The sequence below is a fragment of the Nocardia sp. NPDC052112 genome (assembly GCF_040680135.1).
GTDB lineage: Bacteria > Actinomycetota > Actinomycetes > Mycobacteriales > Mycobacteriaceae > Nocardia.
In genome coordinates this window covers 14,847-35,282 of the sequence record NZ_JBFAWD010000017.1, presented here as the reverse complement: position 1 = coordinate 35,282, position 20,436 = coordinate 14,847, and the positions used below count along the sequence as shown (strand labels likewise).

The 20,436-nt window shown below is 64.6% G+C and carries 15 protein-coding genes and 3 pseudogenes; 6 read left to right on the top strand and 12 right to left on the bottom strand.

The genetic code is table 11. The features are described 5' to 3' along the window. The first annotated feature begins 20 nt into the window (after positions 1-20). Together AB0L58_RS28710 and AB0L58_RS28705 are read left to right on the top strand one after the other, a co-directional pair. Positions 21-1,121 carry an S-(hydroxymethyl)mycothiol dehydrogenase gene (locus AB0L58_RS28710; protein WP_364391165.1) on the top strand — a complete coding sequence of 367 codons (1,101 nt, stop codon included), beginning with the start codon at positions 21-23 and terminating at the stop codon, positions 1,119-1,121. Further along, a complete protein-coding gene (locus AB0L58_RS28705; RefSeq protein WP_364391163.1) occupies positions 1,118-1,804 on the top strand; it encodes an MBL fold metallo-hydrolase in 687 nt (228 codons plus the stop codon). Before AB0L58_RS28710 ends, AB0L58_RS28705 begins: the two co-directional genes overlap by 4 nt. A gap of 202 nt (positions 1,805-2,006) precedes the next feature. On the opposite strand, the gene AB0L58_RS28700 is transcribed toward AB0L58_RS28705, so the two are convergent. From AB0L58_RS28700 to AB0L58_RS28690, 3 genes are all read right to left on the bottom strand, one after another. Then, positions 2,007-2,654: an XRE family transcriptional regulator gene (locus AB0L58_RS28700; protein ID WP_364391161.1), complete on the bottom strand. Its 648-nt coding sequence runs from the start codon at positions 2,652-2,654 to the stop codon at positions 2,007-2,009. 416 nt (positions 2,655-3,070) lie between these two features. After that, positions 3,071-3,328: a hypothetical protein gene (locus tag AB0L58_RS28695; RefSeq protein WP_364391507.1), complete on the bottom strand. Its 258-nt coding sequence runs from the start codon at positions 3,326-3,328 to the stop codon at positions 3,071-3,073. A gap of 11 nt (positions 3,329-3,339) precedes the next feature. After that, a complete protein-coding gene (locus AB0L58_RS28690; RefSeq protein ID WP_364391159.1) occupies positions 3,340-3,588 on the bottom strand; it encodes a hypothetical protein in 249 nt (82 codons plus the stop codon). Positions 3,589-3,942: 354 nt separating this feature from the next. Between AB0L58_RS28690 and AB0L58_RS28685 the strand changes: the two genes are divergently transcribed. Together AB0L58_RS28685 and AB0L58_RS28680 are read left to right on the top strand one after the other, a co-directional pair. Beyond that, positions 3,943-4,332, top strand: a complete 390-nt coding sequence (locus AB0L58_RS28685) for a hypothetical protein (protein ID WP_364391157.1) — start codon at positions 3,943-3,945, stop codon at positions 4,330-4,332. Between the two features lie 14 nt (positions 4,333-4,346). Further along, positions 4,347-6,962, top strand: coding sequence for a tetratricopeptide repeat protein (locus AB0L58_RS28680; RefSeq protein WP_364391155.1), 2,616 nt, complete (start codon positions 4,347-4,349; stop codon positions 6,960-6,962). Positions 6,963-7,494: 532 nt separating this feature from the next. Here AB0L58_RS28680 and AB0L58_RS28675 read toward each other — a convergent pair. The 8 genes and pseudogenes from AB0L58_RS28675 to hutU form a co-directional block, all read right to left on the bottom strand. Continuing rightward, positions 7,495-8,403, bottom strand: a complete 909-nt coding sequence (locus AB0L58_RS28675; protein WP_364391153.1) for an ABC transporter substrate-binding protein — start codon at positions 8,401-8,403, stop codon at positions 7,495-7,497. Between the two features lie 16 nt (positions 8,404-8,419). Continuing rightward, positions 8,420-9,139 carry an ABC transporter permease subunit gene (locus AB0L58_RS28670; protein ID WP_364391151.1) on the bottom strand — a complete coding sequence of 240 codons (720 nt, stop codon included), beginning with the start codon at positions 9,137-9,139 and terminating at the stop codon, positions 8,420-8,422. Then, on the bottom strand, positions 9,136-9,786 hold the full coding sequence (locus AB0L58_RS28665) for an ABC transporter permease subunit (RefSeq protein ID WP_364391149.1): 651 nt from the start codon (positions 9,784-9,786) through the stop codon (positions 9,136-9,138). Before AB0L58_RS28665 ends, AB0L58_RS28670 begins: the two co-directional genes overlap by 4 nt. Then, positions 9,783-10,898 (bottom strand): ATP-binding cassette domain-containing protein, encoded by a 1,116-nt coding sequence (locus tag AB0L58_RS28660; RefSeq protein ID WP_364391147.1) that lies wholly within the window; start codon positions 10,896-10,898, stop codon positions 9,783-9,785. Before AB0L58_RS28660 ends, AB0L58_RS28665 begins: the two co-directional genes overlap by 4 nt. A 7-nt stretch (positions 10,899-10,905) precedes the next feature. Continuing rightward, positions 10,906-12,390, bottom strand: coding sequence for an aromatic amino acid ammonia-lyase (locus tag AB0L58_RS28655; RefSeq protein ID WP_364391145.1), 1,485 nt, complete (start codon positions 12,388-12,390; stop codon positions 10,906-10,908). Then, a complete protein-coding gene (gene hutG / locus AB0L58_RS28650; protein WP_364391142.1) occupies positions 12,387-13,361 on the bottom strand; it encodes a formimidoylglutamase in 975 nt (324 codons plus the stop codon). Before hutG ends, AB0L58_RS28655 begins: the two co-directional genes overlap by 4 nt. A gap of 32 nt (positions 13,362-13,393) precedes the next feature. Further along, a pseudogene (locus AB0L58_RS28645) lies at positions 13,394-13,792 on the bottom strand (imidazolonepropionase); the annotation flags it as partial. A 2-nt stretch (positions 13,793-13,794) separates the two neighbouring features. After that, on the bottom strand, positions 13,795-15,498 hold the full coding sequence (gene hutU / locus AB0L58_RS28640) for a urocanate hydratase (protein WP_364391140.1): 1,704 nt from the start codon (positions 15,496-15,498) through the stop codon (positions 13,795-13,797). Positions 15,499-15,732: 234 nt separating this feature from the next. Here hutU and AB0L58_RS28635 point away from each other — a divergent pair. Continuing rightward, positions 15,733-18,987 (top strand): annotated as a pseudogene (locus tag AB0L58_RS28635) (NAD-glutamate dehydrogenase domain-containing protein); the annotation flags it as partial. A 100-nt stretch (positions 18,988-19,087) separates the two neighbouring features. Next, entirely contained in the window at positions 19,088-19,870 is a 783-nt protein-coding gene (gene hutC, locus AB0L58_RS28630) for a histidine utilization repressor (protein WP_364391138.1), read from the top strand. Positions 19,871-20,146: 276 nt separating this feature from the next. Here the strand turns inward: hutC and AB0L58_RS28625 are convergent. Further along, positions 20,147-20,350, bottom strand: a pseudogene (locus AB0L58_RS28625) (transposase); the annotation flags it as partial. Between the last annotated feature and the right edge of the window lie 86 nt (positions 20,351-20,436).

Here is a 20,436-nt window from a genome sequence, read left to right as displayed (position 1 = left end):
GGCGGAAGGAAGAGACAGTTATGCAGCAGGTAAAGGGTGTCATTGCCCGCGCGCAGGGTGCCCCGGTGGAGGTCGTCACGATCAACGTCCCCGCCCCAGGGCCGGGGGAGGCCGTCGTGCAGGTTCAGGCATGTGGGGTCTGCCACACCGACCTGCACTACCGCGAGGGCGGCATCAACAACGACTTTCCCTTCCTGCTCGGCCACGAGGCGGCGGGCATCGTCGAGGCGGTCGGTCCCGGAGTCACCGAGGTCGCGCCTGGTGACTTTGTGATCCTTAACTGGCGTGCCGTCTGCGGCCAGTGCCGGGCCTGCAAGCGCGGCGACCTGCAGTACTGCTTCAACACCCACAACGCGCCCCAGAAGATGACGCTCGAAGACGGCACTGAACTCTCGCCTGCGCTCGGCATCGGCGCCTTCGCGGAGAAGACCCTGGTCGCCGCCGGGCAGTGCACGAAGGTCTCCCCCAGTGCCTGCCCGGCCGCCGTGGGCCTGCTCGGCTGTGGCGTGATGGCCGGCATCGGCGCGGCGATCAACACCGGCGCCGTGACTCGTGGCAAGTCCGTAGCGGTCATCGGCTGCGGCGGCGTCGGCGTGGCCGCGATCGCCGGATCCGCGCTGGCGGGCGCCAATCCGATCATTGCCGTCGACATCGACGCAAAGAAGCTCGCCAAGGCCAAGGAGCTGGGCGCCACCCACACCGTCGACTCGTCCCAGGTCGACCCGGTCGAGGCGATCACCGAGATCGCCGCGCAGTTCTACGAAGGCGCCGAGGGTGCCGACGTCGTGATCGAGGCGGTCGGCCGCCCCGAGACCTGGAAGCAGGCGTTCTACGCCCGCGACCTGGCAGGCACCGTCGTGCTCGTCGGCGTACCGACTCCCGACATGAAGATGCCGGACCTCCCGCTCATCGACGTCTTCGGCCGCGGCGGGGCGCTCAAGTCGAGCTGGTACGGCGACTGCCTGCCCAGCCGTGACTTCCCGATACTCGTCGACCTCTACCAGCAGGGTCGTCTCGACCTGGACGCCTTCGTGACCGAGAAGATCGAGCTCAACGAAATCGAGGCCGCCTTCGAGCGGATGCACCACGGCGAAGTTCTCCGATCGGTGGTCATCCTGTGACCGCGCGGATCGCCCGCGTTGATCATGGCATCACCTCGGGTACCTTCAGCCTCGACGGCGAGACCTTCGACGTCGACAACAACATCTGGGTCGTCGGCGACGACACCGAGTGCCTCGTCATCGACGCACCCCACTCGGTGGCGGGCATCCTCGAGGTTGTCGGCGACCGCAAGGTCACCGCGATCGTGTGCACCCACGCCCACGACGACCACATCCGGATGGCACCCGCCCTGCGAGAGAAGGTCATGGCGCCGATCCTGCTCCACCCCGACGACCGGTCGCTGTGGGAGCTCACCCACGGCGGTCCCGACGACCCCCACGGCGAGCTGTGGGACGCCGACCTCGCCGACGGCCAAGTCCTCACCGTGGCCGGCACGACCCTGCAAGTGCTCCACACGCCAGGCCACGCCCCGGGCGCGGTCTGCCTCTACTCCCCTGACCTGGGCTGCGTCTTCACCGGCGACACCCTCTTCCACGGCGGCCCCGGTGCCACCGGCCGGTCGTTCAGTGACCGCCCGACCTTGGAGGCATCGATCCGCGCAAAGCTCTTCGCTCTGCCCGACGACACCGTCGTCCACACCGGCCACGGCGACGTCACCACCATCGCCGCCGAGCGTGCTCAGATGGCCGCCGAGGCGGTGCGCGGCGCTCGTCAGCCGTCTTCCGAAGGAGAACGTGCCTGACCGCAAGGGTCTCCAGCCCCCACCCGACAGAGCATGAAGGGGAGGTGAAGCGGCAACGCTGCAAGGAATGGATGTGGTGGCCGGTCAGTGACCGCGTGGCGATCCGCTTGGATTCACTTGACGAGGAGGCAACCGTGACAGACGGCACGGGATGCCGACCGCCAGCTCGGCCTGACGAATCCGCGTTCGGCAAGCGTCACAACTACACGCTCGAGTCCGGGAACGCGATGACCGAAAGGAATCGGATCGGGAGCTCGATCAGGTTGGTCGGGCCGTGCACTCCCTCGCCGTCGAGCTGGAGCGAGTCGCCGGGGTGGAGGCGGTAGGTCGAGCGGCTATGGCCGTAGTCCATGACGCCCTCCAGCACGTATATGAATTCCGTGCCAGGGTGCTGGAAGAGCGGATAGACCTCGCTCGCGCCATTGAGCGTGACCATCAGGCACTCCAGCCGCTTGTGCTCTCCGCGGAGCGTGCCGAGCAGTTCGTACTCGTGTCCCACCTGGGTGCCGTTGCGTACGATCGGGGTGCCCTGCCCCGCCTTGACGAAGGATGCCGGCCGCTCTGTGTCAGCGCCGCGGAACAGGCTCGTCACCGGCACATCAAGCCCCTGCGCCAGGCGCGCGAGGGTGCCCAGGCTGCAAGAGGTTTGGGCGTTCTCGATCTTGGAGAGCATGGCCTTGGAGATGCCTATCCGCTCGGCCATGTCACCTACGGAAAACCCCTGCTGCTGGCGCAGCTGGCGTACGTTGCGGGCGATCGCCGCCTCGAGTTCAAGGGTCTCGACACCCTCCTGAGGGTCGCGGCTCCGCGCGGTGCCGGCGTTGCGGAGCAGCGTCTTATCATCGGCCATGTAGGTCACTGTAGATGCCCAGTGTTTCACCACAGTGACCAATAAGCGTTCAGTCGATACGCCGTTACCCTCCGAGCAACTCCTTCTCGGCGCCGACGGTGGTGGCGCCGCCATGGCCGGTGCGGACAACAATCTCGGCGACGACCGCGCGTCTACTCGTCATAGGTCGAGCACTAGTGGCATTTGGCGTCGTTGCCTGGTTGTCAACCAGGCGCGATATAGGCGGTGATGCTGGTTGTGTAGCTGCGGCGGTCGATGGTGCCTTTGGCGCGGTGTTCGAAGATGGCGCGTTTGACCACGCGGGGGCTGGTTCGTGAGCGGCGCGGTGGTGGGGGTCCGACAGGATGGCGCGGCCGATTGTGCCGACCAGGTCGATGGTGGTGTCGGCGGTGACGCCGGCGGCGTGGATGACCTGGTCACAGACTGGTGCGCAGGGAGACGGTGAGGCTGGCTCGGTCGGTGGGAACGCCGATGGCGTCGGCCATGGCCAGCCGTAGTGCCTGGTATGTGGTGAGCAGGGCGTAGATCTCTTGAGAGAGTCCGGCTGGTGTGCGGGCGCGTAGTACTCGGTTGCCCAGGATGCTGAATTTCAGTTCCAGGTAGGTGGTTTCGATCTCCCACCGCTGGTGGTCCAGGGCGACCAGTTCCGATGCCGGGAACCGGTGGTGGTCGATGAGTGTGGTGATCAGCCGGTGGCGGCCGGTGAGCTTGGGGCCCCGGCGCGGGTCATGACGATCTCAGCGTCGATCACCCACACTTGTACTGCGCCGATCCGCGCGAGGTGTGATCCGTCGGGCAGCCACTGGATCGGTGCCAGCCTGCGGTTGGCGTTGCAGCGGATCAGCAACTGCGCTCCGGTCGCGGCGATCTGCTCGATCAACGCTGTGACGGCGGAGTTGCGGTCGGCCAGCAACAGCATGTTTGGCGCAGGCATCCCAGACTAGTCACCGCTGACCCCCACCCCGTCGACGACGCGCAGCGGTGGCACCGCCGTGCCGGGCATGTTAGCGGCATGTACAACTCGGCAAGAAACTCTCAGCCGCACAAACCGGCCAGGACCAGGACACCAGTGGGGGCTCGACGTGCTGACTGCTGATGCATGCCAAAGCGAACTGGACAGTGGAACTTGTTGTGGCTGTGGCTGTCTCGACCGCTTGCGGCTCGACGCGCTGGGCCGCGGCGGACCGTTTCGTGTCGGGTTGGCGAAAGACGGATTCGACTACGACCGTGGGCGGGGCAGCTTAGCCTTGGAGTTGGTCGCGGGCTGAAGGATTCAGGAGGCAGGGGAATGATCGATCCGGTGTCACTGGGCATCGCGGCAGCAGCGCTGCTCGCATCGAAGTTCGGCGAACAACTCGCCCAGACCGCGGCTGCCGGCAGTTGGCACGCCGTGACCCGGCTCCGCGAACTGATCGCCGAAAAGTTCGGTGGTGATGCTGAAACCCCCACTGCCCTAGCCGCTTTGGATCAGGACCCGACACCGGAGAACCAGATGGCCGCAGCGGAGGTGATCACCTCGGCCATCCGGTCCGATCCCGTCTTCGCCGCCGAACTCCGGCACCTTGTGGCCACCGCAAAACAGGACCGGACCGTCGAAGCATTCATTGCGACCGCCTACGACACCGCCAAGCAGGTCAATATCCGCGGCGACAATACCGGCACGATCAATATCAACTGATCAAGGAATTTCCGGTGCCCGAGTTCGAGGCCCGCGACCACGCCCAGCAGGTGAACGTGGTCGGCGACAACACCGGCACCATCAACGCCGGCGTCCACCACCACGAGGCTACGCCACCGCCGCGGCAGCCGATCACATCCAGCCTTCCCGCCGATTCGCGTGCGGTCCTGGGACGTGATCGGGAGCTGCGGCAGATTCTGGCCGCAGCCAGTGGCGGGCAGGTGGTGTCGATTTACGCGATCGACGGTTTGGCCGGCGTCGGGAAGACGACGCTGGCCGTCCGCGCAGCACACGAGCTGGCGGCGCGTTTCCCGGATGGGCAGTACTTCGTCGAGTTGCACGCACACACTTCCGGACGACAGGCCGCAGATCCGTCGGATGTATTGGCCGGGATGTTGCTCGAGTTGGGGCTGGATCCGCGAAACATTCCCGACACCCTGACCGGGCGCCGAGATCTGTGGCGTAACCGGCTGGCCACGAAGAAGGTACTGATCGTGCTCGACGATGCGGCCGATCGGGGTCAGATCGAGCCACTCGTCCCGAGTGGACCCGACTGCCTGACTCTGGTTACCAGCCGCCGGCGCCTGCTCTTGCTGAAGGATATGCAACCACTGGCGCTGAGGGTTCTCGACCTGGACGCAGCCGCGGACCTGTTTCGCACGGTCGCCCATCGTGCCTCTCCTGACGACAGCGAGCGAGACGTGGCGCGGCGAATCGCCGGGTTGTGTGGATGTCTACCGCTGGCGGTCGTGCTGGTGGCCGGACGCATTGCGCACCACCCGGACTGGACGACAGCCGAAATCACCGAGCTGGCTGAGGAATTCGAAGCGGCGACGGACCGGCTGGCAGAACTCGATGCCGATGACTCGGTCGTCCGCGCCGCATTCGACCTGTCCTACCGGGAATTGCCACCTGAGCGACGATTGCTGTTTCGCCGCTTGGGCCTGCACCCGGGCCCGGATCTTGACGCTTCCGCCACCGCGGCACTGGCCGGGGTCGATGTCACGACGGCGCGGCGGGAATTGCAGGCTCTGTACCGCGACCACCTCCTCGACGAAACGGCGCGGGGCCGCTACCGCTTGCACGATCTGCTGCGCGTCTATGCCCGTACGCTCACCACCACAGATGCGGCAGATGACAACATCGACGCGGTGGATCGGCTGCTGAACTACTACCAGCACACCGCCGCTGCCGCGGATGCGCGACTGACACGCCAAACTCGCCCCACCACCGACGCCACAGGTGGTGGCGAAGTGCCGGAATTCGGGGAGATGCGGGCATTGGCATGGATGCGCAGGGAACGCGCGAACCTGCTGGCCTGCCTGGAACACACGACCGGCCGCGACCCTGGCCGGATGGTCACCTTGACCGAAGTGGTGGCTGGATTATTGCAACGCGACGGACCCTGGCCGCTGGCGCGGGACTTGCACCAGCGCGCCGCCGACGCCAGTGAACATCTCGGTGACCGGCTCGCGCACGCCAACGCCCTTGGTGCCCTTGGCGACACACACTGGCGAACCGGGGCTTACGGGCAGGCTGCCGACCTGTACCAGCGGGCGCTCGGCCGCTACCGCGAAATCAGCAACCGCCTCGGCGAGGCCAACACCCTTGTCAGCCTTGGCAACCTACGCAAAGACACCGGAGACCATAGCGAGAGCGCCGCCCTGTACCAACAGGCACTTGGCCGCTACCGAGAAATCGGCAACCGCCAAGGCGAAGCAAACAGCCTCGGCAATCTCGGCCTGGTATTCCTGCGGACCGCAGACCACGAGCAGGCCACGGACCTGCACCAACAGGCCCTGGAGGTGTACCGGGAGATCGGCAACCGCCTCGGCGAAGCGAACAGTCTCGGCAATCTGGGCCTCGTGCGCATGCAAACCGGCGACTATGCGCAGGCCGCCGAGTTACAACAGCACGCTCTGGCCCTCCATCGGGAACTCGGCTACCGCCTCGGCGAAGCCAACGCCCTCAACAACCTCGGTTTCGTATGCCAGCGGACCGGCAACTATGCGCAGGCCGCCGGCCTACATGAGCAGGCCCTGATCCTGCATCGAGAACTCGGCAACCGCCTCGGCGAAGCCAACAGCTTCACCAACCTCGGACTCATGCGCATGCGCACCGGCGACTATGCGCAGGCCGCCGAGTTACAACAGCACGCTCTGGCCCTCCATCGGGAACTCGGCAACCGCCTCGGCGAAGCCAACGCCCTCAACAACCTCGGCCTCGTGCGCCAGCGGACCGGAGACCATGCGCAGGCCGCCGATTTGCACCAACATGCCCTCCTCCTCTTCCGCGAGCTCGGGCACCGCTCTGGTGAAGCCGCGGCACTCAACGAAATCGGGACAGTGTTGCTCGCTGCCGGTGAACCGGCCAAGGCGTTGACCGCCTTCACCGATGCCGTCGGACTGGCCCGCGAAATCGGCAGCCAACGCGAACAGGCCCGCGCTCTCGACGGTTCCGCACGCAGCAGGGTCCGCCTCGGCGACGCTTCCACAGCCGTGACCGAGCTTCGCCGCGCCGCCGAGATCTATCGCCGTCTCGGCGTACCCGAAGCCGACACCGCTTCCGCATACCTCGCCGAGCTGGAATCCCCTCCCCCACCGGACCGGCACGCGCGCGACATCCACTGACCGATCCGGGTTGTATCTCGCCGGACCACACGCGGCTTCGACCGCCGGCGTCATGCTGGAAGTAGACGGCGGCATGCGCTCACTCCGGCTGCGGGCCCCCAATGGCCGCCCGAATATCGCCGAGCAACAGGAGAATCCGAGCCGGTGACCGAACGCCGCATCCCGAAATACCGCGACCTCGCGCCATTGGTGAAGTTCGAGCGCCCCTTCGGCGGCCTCGACCACAAACTCGCTCGCGCCCAAACCATCTGGGACCTGCGCGAGTCACCCCGCTCGGGCGGTCAGCTACTCCCGAACTACGTCGGCGGCAACGGGCAGGACGCCAACCCGACGGCGCTTGCGGTCAACAGAACCTCGCTGGCCGCCTCGCCGCCGCACCACCGCGACGCGATCGTCGCGGTGGTGCTCAGTACAAGCAGCTGGTCTGTGCCCTCGATATCCGGACCGCGGCCTGGGACAGATCTGGATGGGGCGGACCGCCGCACTATCGGATCGACGGCGACCACGACGCTAAGGGCAAGCACGCCCGTTCTCACGGCAAGTTTCGGGAGGCCAGCCAATCCTTGGCGATATCGTGCATGTCGTCGAGGTTGGCGACGCGCGCGTTCATCGCGATGAGATCTTCGGTCGTCAGTTCGCCCGATACCTCGTTCAGGATGCTACGTACTTCGTCGGTTACCTTGGCGTGGTTCGCGATCGGTGTGATGTTTTCGGCCAGGAACAGTTGTTTGGTGTCGGTGAGTGCAACCAGTTTCTCGTTTTTCAGTGCGGGGTCGGTACTGAACACATCGGCAACCTGAATTTGTCCGCTGGTCAATGCGTTCAGCGTCAGCGGTCCGCCGGCATCGAGCGCTAGAAAGTCCTTGAAGGTCAATCCATAGACCGCTTTCAGACCGGCGACGCCGTTCTTCCGTGTTTTCCACTCGGGTGGGCCACCAAGGATCAATTCCCCCGCGTGTGGCACCAGATCTTCGATTCTCTTCAGCGAGTATGTCTTGGCCGTCCCCTCACGAACGGCCAAGACATCCTTGTCCTCTGCTGGCGCGGGATCGAGATTTATGAGCCCCTTTGGCAGTTCCGTCTGCAGAGCTGCGATGACTTCGTCTGGTGTCGTCGCGGTGGTGTCGGGGTTCAGGTATTGCAGCAAGGCGCCGGAGTATTCCGGGATCAAGTCGATAGAGCCGTCCTTGATCGCCGGTATGTAAAGTTCACGGCTACCGATATTCGGCTTCTCCTTGACCTCCACTCCCTTGGCACGCAACGCTTCGACGTAGATGGTTGCGATCAGTTGGCTCTCCAGAAAGTCGGCGGAGCCGACCACAATGGCATTGCCCGAACTGCCCGAGCCGGCCTCGGTGGAGAACGGGTCCTTGCCGATTCCACACGCTGTGAGCGCGACGAGCGCACAGGCGGTAATTCCGGCGATGAGCGTTTTCTTCATGCGAACGTTCCTCGAATCATGCGGTGGCAGGTCGCGGCGGCAGAGCTGGATTCCGGCGCGCTTTGCTGTTGCGGCGCGTCAGGCCTGGCGACACCAGGCGGGTGGCTCCGAATCCGATACCCAGGTCGAAGACGAGCGCCAGCAGTGAGACGAGAACAGCACCGGCCGCCATCATTGCGTAGTTGCTTTGCGCCTTGCCGTCGATCAGTAACCGACCGAGACCGCCCAGGGAGATGTAGGCCGCCACTGTCGCGGTCGAGATGAGCTGGAGTACGGCACTGCGAATACCGGACAGGATCAACGGCATGGCGCACGGGATTTCCACTTCGAAGAGGATTCGGAGAGACCGGAACCCCATGCCGCGGGCGGCGTCCACGGCAGCGGCGTCGACGGTTGTGACGCCCGCGTACGTATTGGTCAGAATCGGGGGAATGGCGAGGAGAATCAGCACGATGAGGCTGGGCACGAGGTAGGCCAGCTTCGTCGTGAAGGACGGTGCAATGACCAGTACCAGCAAGATCAGCAGGCCTATGGTCGGCAGGGCGCGCAACGAGTTCGCCAGTCCGGCGATGACCACCGCGCCGCGCCGGGTATGGCCGATGTAGAGGCCGAGGGGAACGGCGAGTGCCGCCGCGACGAGCAACGCCATAAATGTGTACAGGAGATGTTGATAGACAAGGGTCGGTATTCCGTCGGGTCCACTCCAGTGGGCGGGATCCAGCAGCCAATCGATCATGATGCGACCACCTTCGGGGTCCAGGGCGTGAGCAGCCGGTTGCCCAGCACGACGAGCAGATCCAGGACGAGGGCGAGCAGCAGGCACAACACGATGCCCGTGATGATCGGTGTGTAGAACCGGAGCTGAAAGCCCTGGGTGAATAGTGTTCCGACCTGGGGAATGCCGAGGAGCGCGGCAAGCGATGCCAGGCTGACGTTCGAGACGACCGCGACCCGCAGGCCCGCGCTGATCACGGGCACACCGATCGGTAACTGGACCAGCAACAGCGTTTGATACGGCCGGTAACCCATTGCGGTCGCCGCGAGGACTGTTTCCGGTGGCACCGCATCGAGGGCGTCGGCGACCACGCGGACGAGGAGCGCGACCGTGTAGATGGTCAGCGAAACGATGACGTTCATCGGGTCGAGGATCTTGGTGCCCAGAATCAACGGCATCATGACAAACAAGGCGAGCGACGGGACGGTATAGAACAGGCCCGCCGTTCCCACAACGTAGGGATGCAGCCGACGGCTACGATGTGCGACCCATCCGATCGGTAACGCAATGATCAGCCCGACGACCAGTGGGGCTACCGAAAGTACGACGTGCCAACCGACAAGGTCGATGATGTGGCCGGATTGGCGCCCGAGCCATTCGAAGTTCATTTCGACGGTACCTCCGCGTCCAGCCGGTCGGAGTTCTCGATCGCCGCCACGGCGGCGGCCGCGGTCACCGTGCCTACCAAAGCGCCGTGGCGGTCCACCACGACGCCGCGTTTGCTCGGCGCGGAGAGTGCCGCGTCGAGTAGAGCGCGCAGAGTTCCGTGCGCACTCGCCGTGGTACCACTGAAGTTGAGATCACCGGAGGTGATCCGGCCGGTGATGGAATGTGGTCGTACCCAGCCGATCGGCCTGTTGTTCTCATCGATGATCAGGAGCCACTCGCCGCGTGCCTGCGAGGCGACAGTGTCTGCGGAGTCTCCGAGTCGCGCCGTGGGCTCGTCTGTGGTCTCCAGCGTTCCATCGACAGAGGCGAACCCGAGCGATCGATATCCGCGGTCCCGGCCGACGAAATCGGCGACGAACTCGTCCACCGGTTGGGTGAGGAGTTCATGCGGAGTGGCGGTTTGGGCGAGGCGGCCTCCGGTGCGCAACACCGCGACCTGATCACCCAGCTTCAAAGCTTCATCGATGTCGTGGGTGACCACGATAATGGTCTTGCCGATGTGTTCCTGCAGCCGGAGGAATTCGTCCTGCAGCTGTGTCCGGACTACCGGATCCACCGCGCTGAAAGGCTCGTCCATCAACATGAACGCGGGGTCGGCCGCCAGCGCGCGGGCGACGCCGACCCGTTGCTGCTGACCACCGGATAGCTGCCAGGGATATCGATCCCCGAAATTCGCCGCCAGGCCGACCACGTCGAGCAGTTCGGTCGCGCGTTTGCGGGCTTCTCGCCGGGTCTTGCCGAGCAGCCTCGGCATAGTGGCGATGTTGTCGATGATGGTCCGATGCGGAAAGAGGCCCGCGTTCTGGATGACGTAGCCGATCCTGCGCCGCAGTAGCGCGGGATCCATCGCTGCGGTCGATTCTCCGTGCAGCGATATTGTTCCCGAGGTGGGTTCGATGAGGCGGTTGATCATCCGCAACGAGGTGGTCTTCCCGCACCCGGACGGACCGACCAGAGCCGTGATCTTGCCGGTCGGACATTCCAGATTCAGTTGATCGACCGCTACCGTACCGTCCGGGTAGGCCTTGCTTACGTTTTCGAAAGTGATCATGGGCGTACTACTTTCCGGTCGGCTCGGACGCAGGACCACCCGAGTTGTCTAGAGCGCTGCGCGCGGGTTTGTGCAGAAATTCCGTGGCCGCTTTCAGATCCGCGCTGAGTGGCCGATCAGCCACGCGCGAATCGAGTTGGTTGCGGACTCGGCGCAGGTAGGCGCCAAGCGGAGTGGCGAGGTCGATCTCATTACCCTGCTGACCCAACGCACGCACCGCGGAGATCAACTCGCACGCCAGGACCACTGTCGCCTGCTCGAGAATGTCCGTGAGTTGGGTCGCGGCCTGTGACGCGAAGCTGGCGTGGTCTTCGGTTCCTCGCGAAATGACCGTGTGCCCAAGCGAGCCAGGGGCGGCCGCCGCCCTGATCTCGGCGATCGCCGCGGCCACGGTGTACTCCAGGAGCATGACGCCACTGCTGCCGGCGGGTCCGTCGGCAAGAAAGGGGCGCAGCCCGGTTACCGTGGGGTCGGTCAGGTTGGCCAATCGGCATTGGGACAGCAGGGCGGTGCTGGCGACGGCGAGCTTCAACTCGTCCACGGCGAGCGCGATCGGCATGCCGTGGAAATTGCCGTTGTGGAACACCTCGTCATCGTCGACGCTGATCAGTGGATTCTCGGTGGCCGAGTTCATTTCGACAGCAAGAGTCATCTGCAGCCGCTGCACCGCTTGCCAGGTCGCACCGAAAATAGGCGCGATCGCGCGGAAGCCGTAGGAATCCTGCACTCGTGCGGGCGTGCGCAGCTGTCCGGCAAGCAATGCGCGAACCCGCTGTGCGACCTCCTCTTGGCCGTGGTACGGCCGCGCGGCCTGAACTCGAGCTGCGAACGGCTCCGCGGAGCTTCGGGTCGCGATCAGCGACAGCACGCTGACGATCAGGCAGTGCTCGAGCCAGTTGGTCACCCGCTCCGACGCCGCGGCCGCGATCGCGACCGTCATCGCGTTGGTCGAGACCAGCGGCAGCGCGTCGCCTTGGTGCGGGGTCCAGCGCCGCTCGGCTCGGCCGTTGCTCAACGGGATATCGCCCATCAGGCCGAGCGCGATCTCGGAGAAAGCACTGAGATCGCCGGTGCCGATAGCGCCGCGGGAATGGACCAAAGGCAGGGCATCGGCGGCGACGCCGTCCGTCAGCGCCGCGACGATGTCCGGGTGCATGCCGGACCCACCATTGAGGATCTGATTGATCCGGACAACCATCGAGGCGCGCACGACGCTGTTGGACAGATACCTACCAGATCCGGTGGCGTGGCTGCGCAGCAACCGCAGATCCTGCTCGACACCGTCGGCGATGGTGTCCTCGCGGTTGCCGCCGACGCCGGTGGTACGGCCGTAGACCGGTCGGCGCTGGGCGATCCGCACCGCCGCTTCCCACGATTTCCGCACCAGCGCGAGACCCGACGCATCCGGCACGACCTGGATCGGCGCCGCAGCCAGTTCCATCAGACGTTCAACGGTCAGTCCGCGCCCGTCCAATACCACCTTGTCGGTCATGAGAGCTCCTGTAACGATGTCCGCTTGGTGACGACGCGGTGGATCAGCCGGGCCGCGGTGCGCGCCGTGCGGCTGTCGATGTCGAGCGACGGATTGAGTTCGGCCACGTCACACACCGCGAGTTTCCCGCTCGCGGCCACCTGGTCGACTACGAGCTGGACGGTTTCCAGAGACACCCCGAATGCTGCAGGCGCACTGACCCCGGGCGCCACCGCAGCGGGAAGTACATCGAGGTCGATGGTGAGATAGACAAGGTCGACCCCGGCAAGGAAGTCGTGGACGAAATCCCGCACCCCGGCGTGATCGGCGACACCGCATTCGTCGTCGAGCAGGTAACTCACACCGAGTCGGTCCGCAGCGTCGAACAAGGCTGCCGTATTGCTGGGTTGGCTGATGCCGAGGACAGCGTACTCGACAGCCGTCCCGGTCTCGGCCGCTACCTCGAAGATCTGCCGGAACGGTGTGCCGGAGGAGGGAATTGGATCAGGCCGGAGATCGAAGTGCGCGTCGAGGTTGAGGATGCCGATGCGTGACTGCGCAGTCCGCAGTACCGAATTCGCCAGGCCCTGGTAGGTACCGAATGCCACCTCGTGACCGCCGCCCAGCACAACCGGAAAATGCCCCGAGTCGAGCACATCGGTCACCATCGAGCCGAGCTTGTGCTGGCTTGCGGTCAACCCGCCGTGGCCCACCTCGACGGTGCCTGCGTCGAGCGCGCGAATCGGTCCGGGGAGTGCCATCGAGGACAGCGCCTGCCGCAAGGCGTGCGGTCCGGCCGCCGCGCCTCGGCGGCCCTTGTTACGGTGCACGCCTTCGTCGCTGGCAAAGCCGACGATGACGCAGGCGGCGGGCTCAGCGCCGGGGAGATACGGTTCAACCACGTGATGCCACCGCAGATGCCCGTCACCGCGGCCGTCGTCACGACCGGTCCATAGATGCGGCGGAGTCGTCACCGGGATCGGTAACTTCATCGTCTCGGTCTCCTTGTCTCGGCTCGGGCCGCTCAACATGCTGCGGAATAGACCGGCTGTCCGGCCATCCATCCGCTGTGGGTCGGCCGGACTTCGGGTCGGTAGGCCAGGTGCAGGTCAGCGGGCGCGCCCAACGCAATGGCATCCGCACTCGTTCCGAGAAGCAATGCCCCGATATCGGTGTGCCGCAGCGCCCCACCCGCGGTGGTGGACCACACGGCTTCCTCCGGAGTCATATGCATGTCCCGCACCGCGAGCGCGATCCAGAAGGGCAGGCTTGTTGTGTACGAGGTACCCGGGTTGCAGTCGGCGCCCAGCGCGACGGCGACGCCGGCGTCGAGCAGCGCCCGCGCGTCCGGATGGCTGTTGTGGATCGAGTAGTCGGCGGCTGGCAGTAAAGTCGCCACCCAGTGAGCACGGTAGATGGCATCACTCAGCCCTCGGTCATCGGGACACGCACACCGCGCTTCTTGGCGACGTCGTTCGCGTAGTGATAGCCGGCATCAGCGTGCCGGATCACCCCCATCCCCGGATCATTGGTCAGTACCCTGGCGAGTTTCTGCGCGGCAAGCTCGGTTCCATCGGCGATGCACACCTGTCCCGCGTGGATGGAACGACCCATGCCGACGCCGCCGCCGTGGTGGATCGAAACCCACGATGCGCCGGACGCGGTGTTCACCAGAGCATTCAGTAGCGGCCAGTCGGCAATGGCATCGGACCCGTCCACCATCGACTCGGTTTCGCGATACGGCGAAGCCACCGAACCCGAGTCCAGGTGATCGCGCCCGATCGCAATAGGCGCGGACAATTCACCGGAGGCCACCATCTCGTTGAACTTCAGCCCCGCCAGATGTCGTTCGCCGTATCCGAGCCAGCAGATTCGCGCGGGAAGTCCCTCGAACGCGACCTTTTCTCCCGCCATTTCGATCCATCGACGCAGGTGCGCGTTATCCGGAAACAGCTCGAGGATCGCCTTGTCGGTGGCCTCGATATCCTTGGGATCACCTGACAGTGCCGCCCATCGGAACGGGCCCAAGCCCTCCTCGAACAGCGGGCGGATGTAGGCGGGCACGAAACCGGGGAAGTCGAAAGCCCGGTCGTACCCTGCCTTGCGGGCCTCGTCGCGGATCGAATTGCCGTAATCGAAGACCTCCGCTCCTCGATCAAGGAACCCGACCATCGCCCGCACCTGGATCGCCATCGACGCACGGGCGTCATCGGTGTACTTGGCGGGGTCCTTCTCGGCCATCGCCTTCATATCGCCGAAGGCGATTCCGGTCGGCAGGTATGCCAGCGGATCATGTGCCGAGGTCTGGTCGGTCACGATGTCGATGGGCGCGTCCATCTCCAGCAGCTGCGGAAAGATCTCTGCCGCATTGCCTACCAGGCCGATTGACAGCGGCCGCTTGGCATCGCGTGCCTCGATGGCCAGCCGAAGCGCTTCAGCGATGTCGACTGCCTTGGTGTCGAGATATTTGTGGGCGATACGGCGATCGATGCGAGTCATGTCGCAGTCGACACAGATCGCAACGCCACCGTTCATCGTGACGGCCAGCGGCTGGGCGCCTCCCATTCCGCCGAGTCCTGCGGTCAGCGTGATCGTGCCCGCCAGCGTGCCGTCACTGTCCGGGAAGCGATCCGATGCCGCCAACTTTCGCGCGACGGCGCCGAACGTCTCGTAGGTACCCTGCAGGATGCCCTGGGTGCCGATGTAGATCCACGAGCCTGCCGTCATCTGCCCATACATTGTCAAGCCGAGGTCCTCGAGGCGGCGGAACTCTTCCCAGTTCGCCCAGTCACCCACGAGGTTCGAGTTCGCGATGAGTACGCGCGGCGCCCATTCGTTGGTGCGGAAGACACCGACCGGCTTGCCCGACTGCACCAGCATGGTTTCGTCCGACTTCAAGGTTCGCAGGGTGCGGACCATCGCATCGAACGCTTCCCAGCTCCGTGCCGCCTTGCCCGTGCCGCCATAGACGACCAACTCGTCCGGATGCTCTGCCACGTCGGGGTCCAGATTGTTCATCAGCATCCGCAGGGCACCCTCCTGCTGCCATCCCAGCGTGTTCAGTTCGCGCCCGCGCGGTGCGGATACGAGTCGCGCGACGGGTGCGGCAGCGGGGTCGGCGGTCGTCATCGGGTACTCCTCGTGGTCAGTTCGGACAGATCAGCGGGTCGGCTCAACAGAAGCGGGCGGATCAGTGTGGCGTATTCCACTTCGCATCCCAGGTGTGCGCTGGTTCACGCTTCGCCAACTGAAATGTATAGTCCTGTATAGACAAGTCAGTGTCAAGCGTTTCCCGTAATTGCACGACGTATCCGCGCGGAAGGTGTTGCCATGAATCCCATCTCGATCGTTCCGGAGCGGGCTCGAGCGTCGGCGGATCCCGCCGTCCTCGAGCGGCTGCGCCCTGGCGGGATCGATCTGCGCATGAGTCGCGGCATCGACCGCGCAGCGGGCGAATGGCTGCTCACCCTCTACGTCGGGGGGCGCCGGGCGTCACTGAGCGAAGTGCTCCCGATCCTCGGGAGTTTGGGCATGGACGTACTCGAAGAACGGCCGTACACGGTCGAGAACGGCAGCGGACTGCGCTGCTGGATATACGAGTTCGCGATTCGATTCCCGACTTCCGAATCGTCCGAGGCAACACCGATGGAGCCCGGGTTCGCAGCGCGGTGCACCGACGCCATCGCCGCGATCTGGGATGTTCGAGCGGAGGCGGACAGTTTCAACGAATTGGTGCCACGCGCCGGACTCGGCTGGCGTGAGGTGAGCGTGCTGCGCGCCTACGCTAATTTCCTTCGACAGGCAGCTTTCCCCTACAGCCTCCCACACATAGCCGGGGTGCTCGGCGAGCATGGCGGCATCACCCGGATGCTCGTGGATCTGTTCCTGTCGCGGTTCGACCCCGAAATTCCGGAGCCCCGACCCATCGAACCCTTGCTGCAAAACCTGAATAATGAGATCGGCGCGGTGCTCAGTCTCGACGCCGACCGCATCTTGAGCGCCTTCCTCGACCTGATCCACGCGACCGTCCGGACAAATTTCTTCGTCCGCACACCGACGGGCGGCGAACCGTCCGACCGCGAGTTCCTGTCCTTCAAGTTGGAATCCCACAGGATCACACAACTGCCACAGCCCCGACCGCGGTTCGAGATCTTCGTGTATTCGCCGTGGATGGAAGGGGTGCATCTGCGCTTCGGCCGCGTCGCACGCGGCGGGCTGCGCTGGTCCGACCGAAAGGAGGACTTCCGCACCGAGGTACTGGGACTGGCCAAGGCGCAAGCGGTAAAGAACTCGGTCATCGTGCCAGTCGGAGCCAAAGGCGGGTTCGTGGTCAAACGCCCACCCGCCGCAGCGTCTGCCCCAGCGGATCGGGACGCCTACCGGGCCGAGGGCATCCGCTGCTATCGCCTCTTCATCAGCGGGCTACTGGACCTGACCGACAATGTCGACGTCGTCAGCGGTGCAGTCGTCCCCGCCCGCCGAGTCGTCAGCTATGACGGCCCCGACGCCTATCTCGTCGTCGCAGCGGACAAAGGCACCGCCACCTTCTCCGATATCGCCAATGATGTTGCAGCACAATACGGATTCTGGTTGGCAGACGCGTTCGCATCCGGAGGTTCGGTCGGATACGACCACAAATCTCTCGGGATCACGGCTAAGGGTGCGTGGGAGAGTGTGCGGCAACATTTTCGGGAAATGGGTATCGACCCGCAGTCGCAAGATTTCACCGTCGCCGGGATCGGCGACATGAGCGGCGACGTATTCGGCAACGGAATGCTGCTCAGCCGACACATCCGGCTGGTGGCGGCGTTCGACCACCGGCATGTCTTTCTCGATCCGAACCCGGAGGCCGCGGTCTCGTTCGCCGAACGCGAACGTCTGGCCGCGCTGCCGGGGTCGTCGTGGAAGGACTACTCGGCCCACCTGATCTCCCCCGGCGGCGGGGTGTGGGAGCGTTCGAGTAAGGCGGTGCCCATCAGTCACCAGGTGCGCGAAGCACTCGGCTTGGGCGATGGAATCACCGAGTTGCCACCGCCGGAACTGGTGCAGGCGATCCTGCGCGCCCCCGTCGATCTGCTGTGGAACGGCGGGATCGGCACCTATGTGAAAGCGAGCACCGAATCGCATCTTGACGTCGGAGACAAGAGCAACGACGGTGTCCGGATCGACGCGACGGAACTCCGGGCCCGCGTTGTCGGTGAAGGCGGCAATCTCGGCTGCAGCCAGCTGGGTCGGATCGAGTACTCCCACGCGGGCGGCCGGGTCAACACCGACGCTCTCGACAATTCGGCGGGGGTGGACTGCTCCGATCACGAGGTCAACATCAAGATCCTGCTGGACGCACTGATCGGGGCGGGAAGGCTCTCGATCGACCAACGTGCGCCGTTGCTGGCTGCGATGGCCCCCGAAGTCCTGCGGCTGGTGCTCGCGGACAACGACTCCCAGAACGACCTAATGGGCTTCAGCAGGGCCACCGCAGCATCTTCGGTCGGCGTGCACGGCCGATTGATCGCTCACCTGGTGCACAACCACGGCGTGGATCGTGCGATCGAAGTATTGCCGACCACGAAGGACATCGCCGCGCGGCAGCGATCAGGGCAGGGTCTCACGTCGCCGGAGCTGGCAATCCTTGCGGCACATACGAAACTCACGCTGAAGGCCGAGCTGCTGTTGAGTGATCTCCCCGATCTTTCCGACTTCTCCGATGTGCTCTCCGACTACTTCCCCGAGCAACTGCGCGAAGTCTTCGGAACGGCGGTCGACCAGCATCCGCTGCGCCGCGAGATCGTTGCCACCGCACTCACCAACAGGGTCGTCGACCGTGGTGGCATTACCTTCGCGTTCAGACTCCACGAGGAAGTCGGCGCCACAAGCGCCGACGCCGTGCGGGCATTCGCGATCGTGTCGGAGATCTTCCAACTACCTGACCTGTGGCGCACCATTCGAGAAAGCGGGCTCGACACCGAGATCGCCAATGACCTGACACTCTGTGTCCGGCGGCTGTTGGATCGATCCGCGCGCTGGATGCTCACGCGCAGACCGCAACCGCTGAAGGTTCACGCAGAGATCGATCGCTTCCGGGATCGAATCGCGGAACTCACTCCATATATCGGCAGCTGGCTGCGCGGCAGCGATGCACGCAGCCTGACCACGCGCACCACCGCGATGATCGCGCGGGGAGTTCCGAGTGGGCTCGCCCACGCTGTACAGCTACAGCTCGACCAATTCGGCCTGCTCGACATCGTGGAGATTGCCGACCTTGCAGGCAGGGACGCCCATGAGGTCGCCGAGCTGTACTATTCGCTGTGCGAACGAGTCAGGCTCGTGCCCCTGCTTGTCCAGGTATCTCAGCTCCGGAAGGAAGACAGGTGGAACGCACTGGCTCGCCTGTCGCTACGCGACGAACTCTACGACACCGTCCGCGCAATATGCTCCGACATCCTCGCCGTCAGTCCCGGCGAGGATACCGCTGCTGACAAGATCGCCGAATGGGAGCAGCGCAATACCTCCCTGTTACAACGTACCCAGAGTGTTCTGGACGCCATCGCGGAGTCCGACAAGCGGGATCTGGCGGCACTATCCGTTGCGACTCGCCAAATGCGAGCCATGTCCAGATAGTGGAAATTATGTGTGAGCATGGCATTCGCGCTGGTACGCCCCATTACCCGCGGCGGCGGTATGGCGAGGTCAACGTGATATCAAGGGAGAAGGGCGCGTAATGGCGATTGCGGAAGTCGACACACAGCTCGCCGAATTGTTCAGCGGCGTCGGGAACGAATCGGCTCCCGCGTACGAGCGCGTGAAGAACCTGATCGTCTCGCAGATCACCTCGGGCCGCTGGTGCGAGGGCTTTCAGCTGCCCTCGGAAAACCAACTCGTCGCCGCCCTCGGGTTGTCTCGTATGACAATCAATCGAGCGCTGCGCGACCTCACCGTAAACGGTCTGATCGTGCGCAGAGCGGGCGTCGGCACATTCGTTGCCCCGTCGAAGTCCGTGTCTTCACTGTTCGAGGTGAAGAATATCGCCGACGAGATCCAAAAGCGGGGCCATCGTCACCGGACGGAGGTGATCTACTTGCGTGAGGAGCAGGCCGATCCAGCTCTTTCGATCATTGGTGACGAACTGCGCGGCCCGGTCTTTCATTCGCTGGTGGTGCATTTCGAAGACGACACCCCCATTCAGCTCGAAGACCGCTACGTCAATCCGCGCGAGGCGCCGGGATATCTCGATCAGGATTTCACACTGCAAACACCGAACAACTATCTGAGCGTGATCGCTCCCCTGGCGCGTGGTGAACACATCGTCGAGGCGATCCTCGGCACCGCCGAAGAATGCCGCCGACTTCGCCTCGAACGCTCGGAACCGTGTCTACTGATCCGACGGCGAACCTGGTCGGCGAGAGGATTGGTCAGCGCCGCCCGCCTGCTCCACCCGGGTTCACGAAACCGGCTGGTGGGAACATTCACCAGCGCCCCCGCCGAGCACAATTCCCGGTGGTAGACCCCTATCGGGCTACTCCGCACCCATCGCGTGCCTGCGAACAGCCGACGACACACGACAACGACGAGCCTCGATTACACAGAATTGATACTCGTTCGCCCGTTCGGTATCCGGAAAATCCGCCGGATCCTCGAACGCTACGACTGTCGCGCAGTGTTCCGACAACTCCAAGCCAGCGCCGCTGCGGCTCGACACCGGGCATAGAAGAGTCACTTTTCCCGGCAGGTTCGCCTGCGCGAAGTAGGCGTCGGCCCGTTTGAGGACCTCATTTTCCTACTCCAGCAACCGGATTCGGCGTTCAGCCGACTCACTCGTGCTGGTGCCCGGTTTGGTCCCCTCGTCGACATCGGCCTAGCGCATCCATTTCGACAGCGTCACCGGGTGAATGCCCAAATCGACGGCCGTCTGCTTGGCCGGCTTGCCAGCACGCACCAGCGCGACCGCTCGCGCACGGGACTCTGGGGGGTAGGAACGCGGCATGATGATCAGCCTTTCGTAAAGGCCGTCAGTTAGCCACCAGAACTGGAACCCTGCAAGGTAGGGCAGGTCAGGTTGTTACGTATCCA

Coding starts and splice junctions, on each gene's coding strand:
- AB0L58_RS28700 (WP_364391161.1), bottom strand. CDS start 2,654: ATGGCCGATGATAAGACGCTGCTCCGCAACGCCGGCACCGCGCGGAGC.
- hutC (WP_364391138.1), top strand. CDS start 19,088: ATGGCGATTGCGGAAGTCGACACACAGCTCGCCGAATTGTTCAGCGGC.
- AB0L58_RS28655 (WP_364391145.1), bottom strand. CDS start 12,390: ATGACCGACAAGGTGGTATTGGACGGGCGCGGACTGACCGTTGAACGT.
- AB0L58_RS28665 (WP_364391149.1), bottom strand. CDS start 9,786: ATGAACTTCGAATGGCTCGGGCGCCAATCCGGCCACATCATCGACCTT.
- AB0L58_RS28660 (WP_364391147.1), bottom strand. CDS start 10,898: ATGATCACTTTCGAAAACGTAAGCAAGGCCTACCCGGACGGTACGGTA.
- AB0L58_RS28670 (WP_364391151.1), bottom strand. CDS start 9,139: ATGATCGATTGGCTGCTGGATCCCGCCCACTGGAGTGGACCCGACGGA.
- hutU (WP_364391140.1), bottom strand. CDS start 15,498: ATGACGACCGCCGACCCCGCTGCCGCACCCGTCGCGCGACTCGTATCC.
- AB0L58_RS28675 (WP_364391153.1), bottom strand. CDS start 8,403: ATGAAGAAAACGCTCATCGCCGGAATTACCGCCTGTGCGCTCGTCGCG.
- AB0L58_RS28690 (WP_364391159.1), bottom strand. CDS start 3,588: ATGCCTGCGCCAAACATGCTGTTGCTGGCCGACCGCAACTCCGCCGTC.
- hutG (WP_364391142.1), bottom strand. CDS start 13,361: ATGAAGTTACCGATCCCGGTGACGACTCCGCCGCATCTATGGACCGGT.
- AB0L58_RS28685 (WP_364391157.1), top strand. CDS start 3,943: ATGATCGATCCGGTGTCACTGGGCATCGCGGCAGCAGCGCTGCTCGCA.
- AB0L58_RS28710 (WP_364391165.1), top strand. CDS start 21: ATGCAGCAGGTAAAGGGTGTCATTGCCCGCGCGCAGGGTGCCCCGGTG.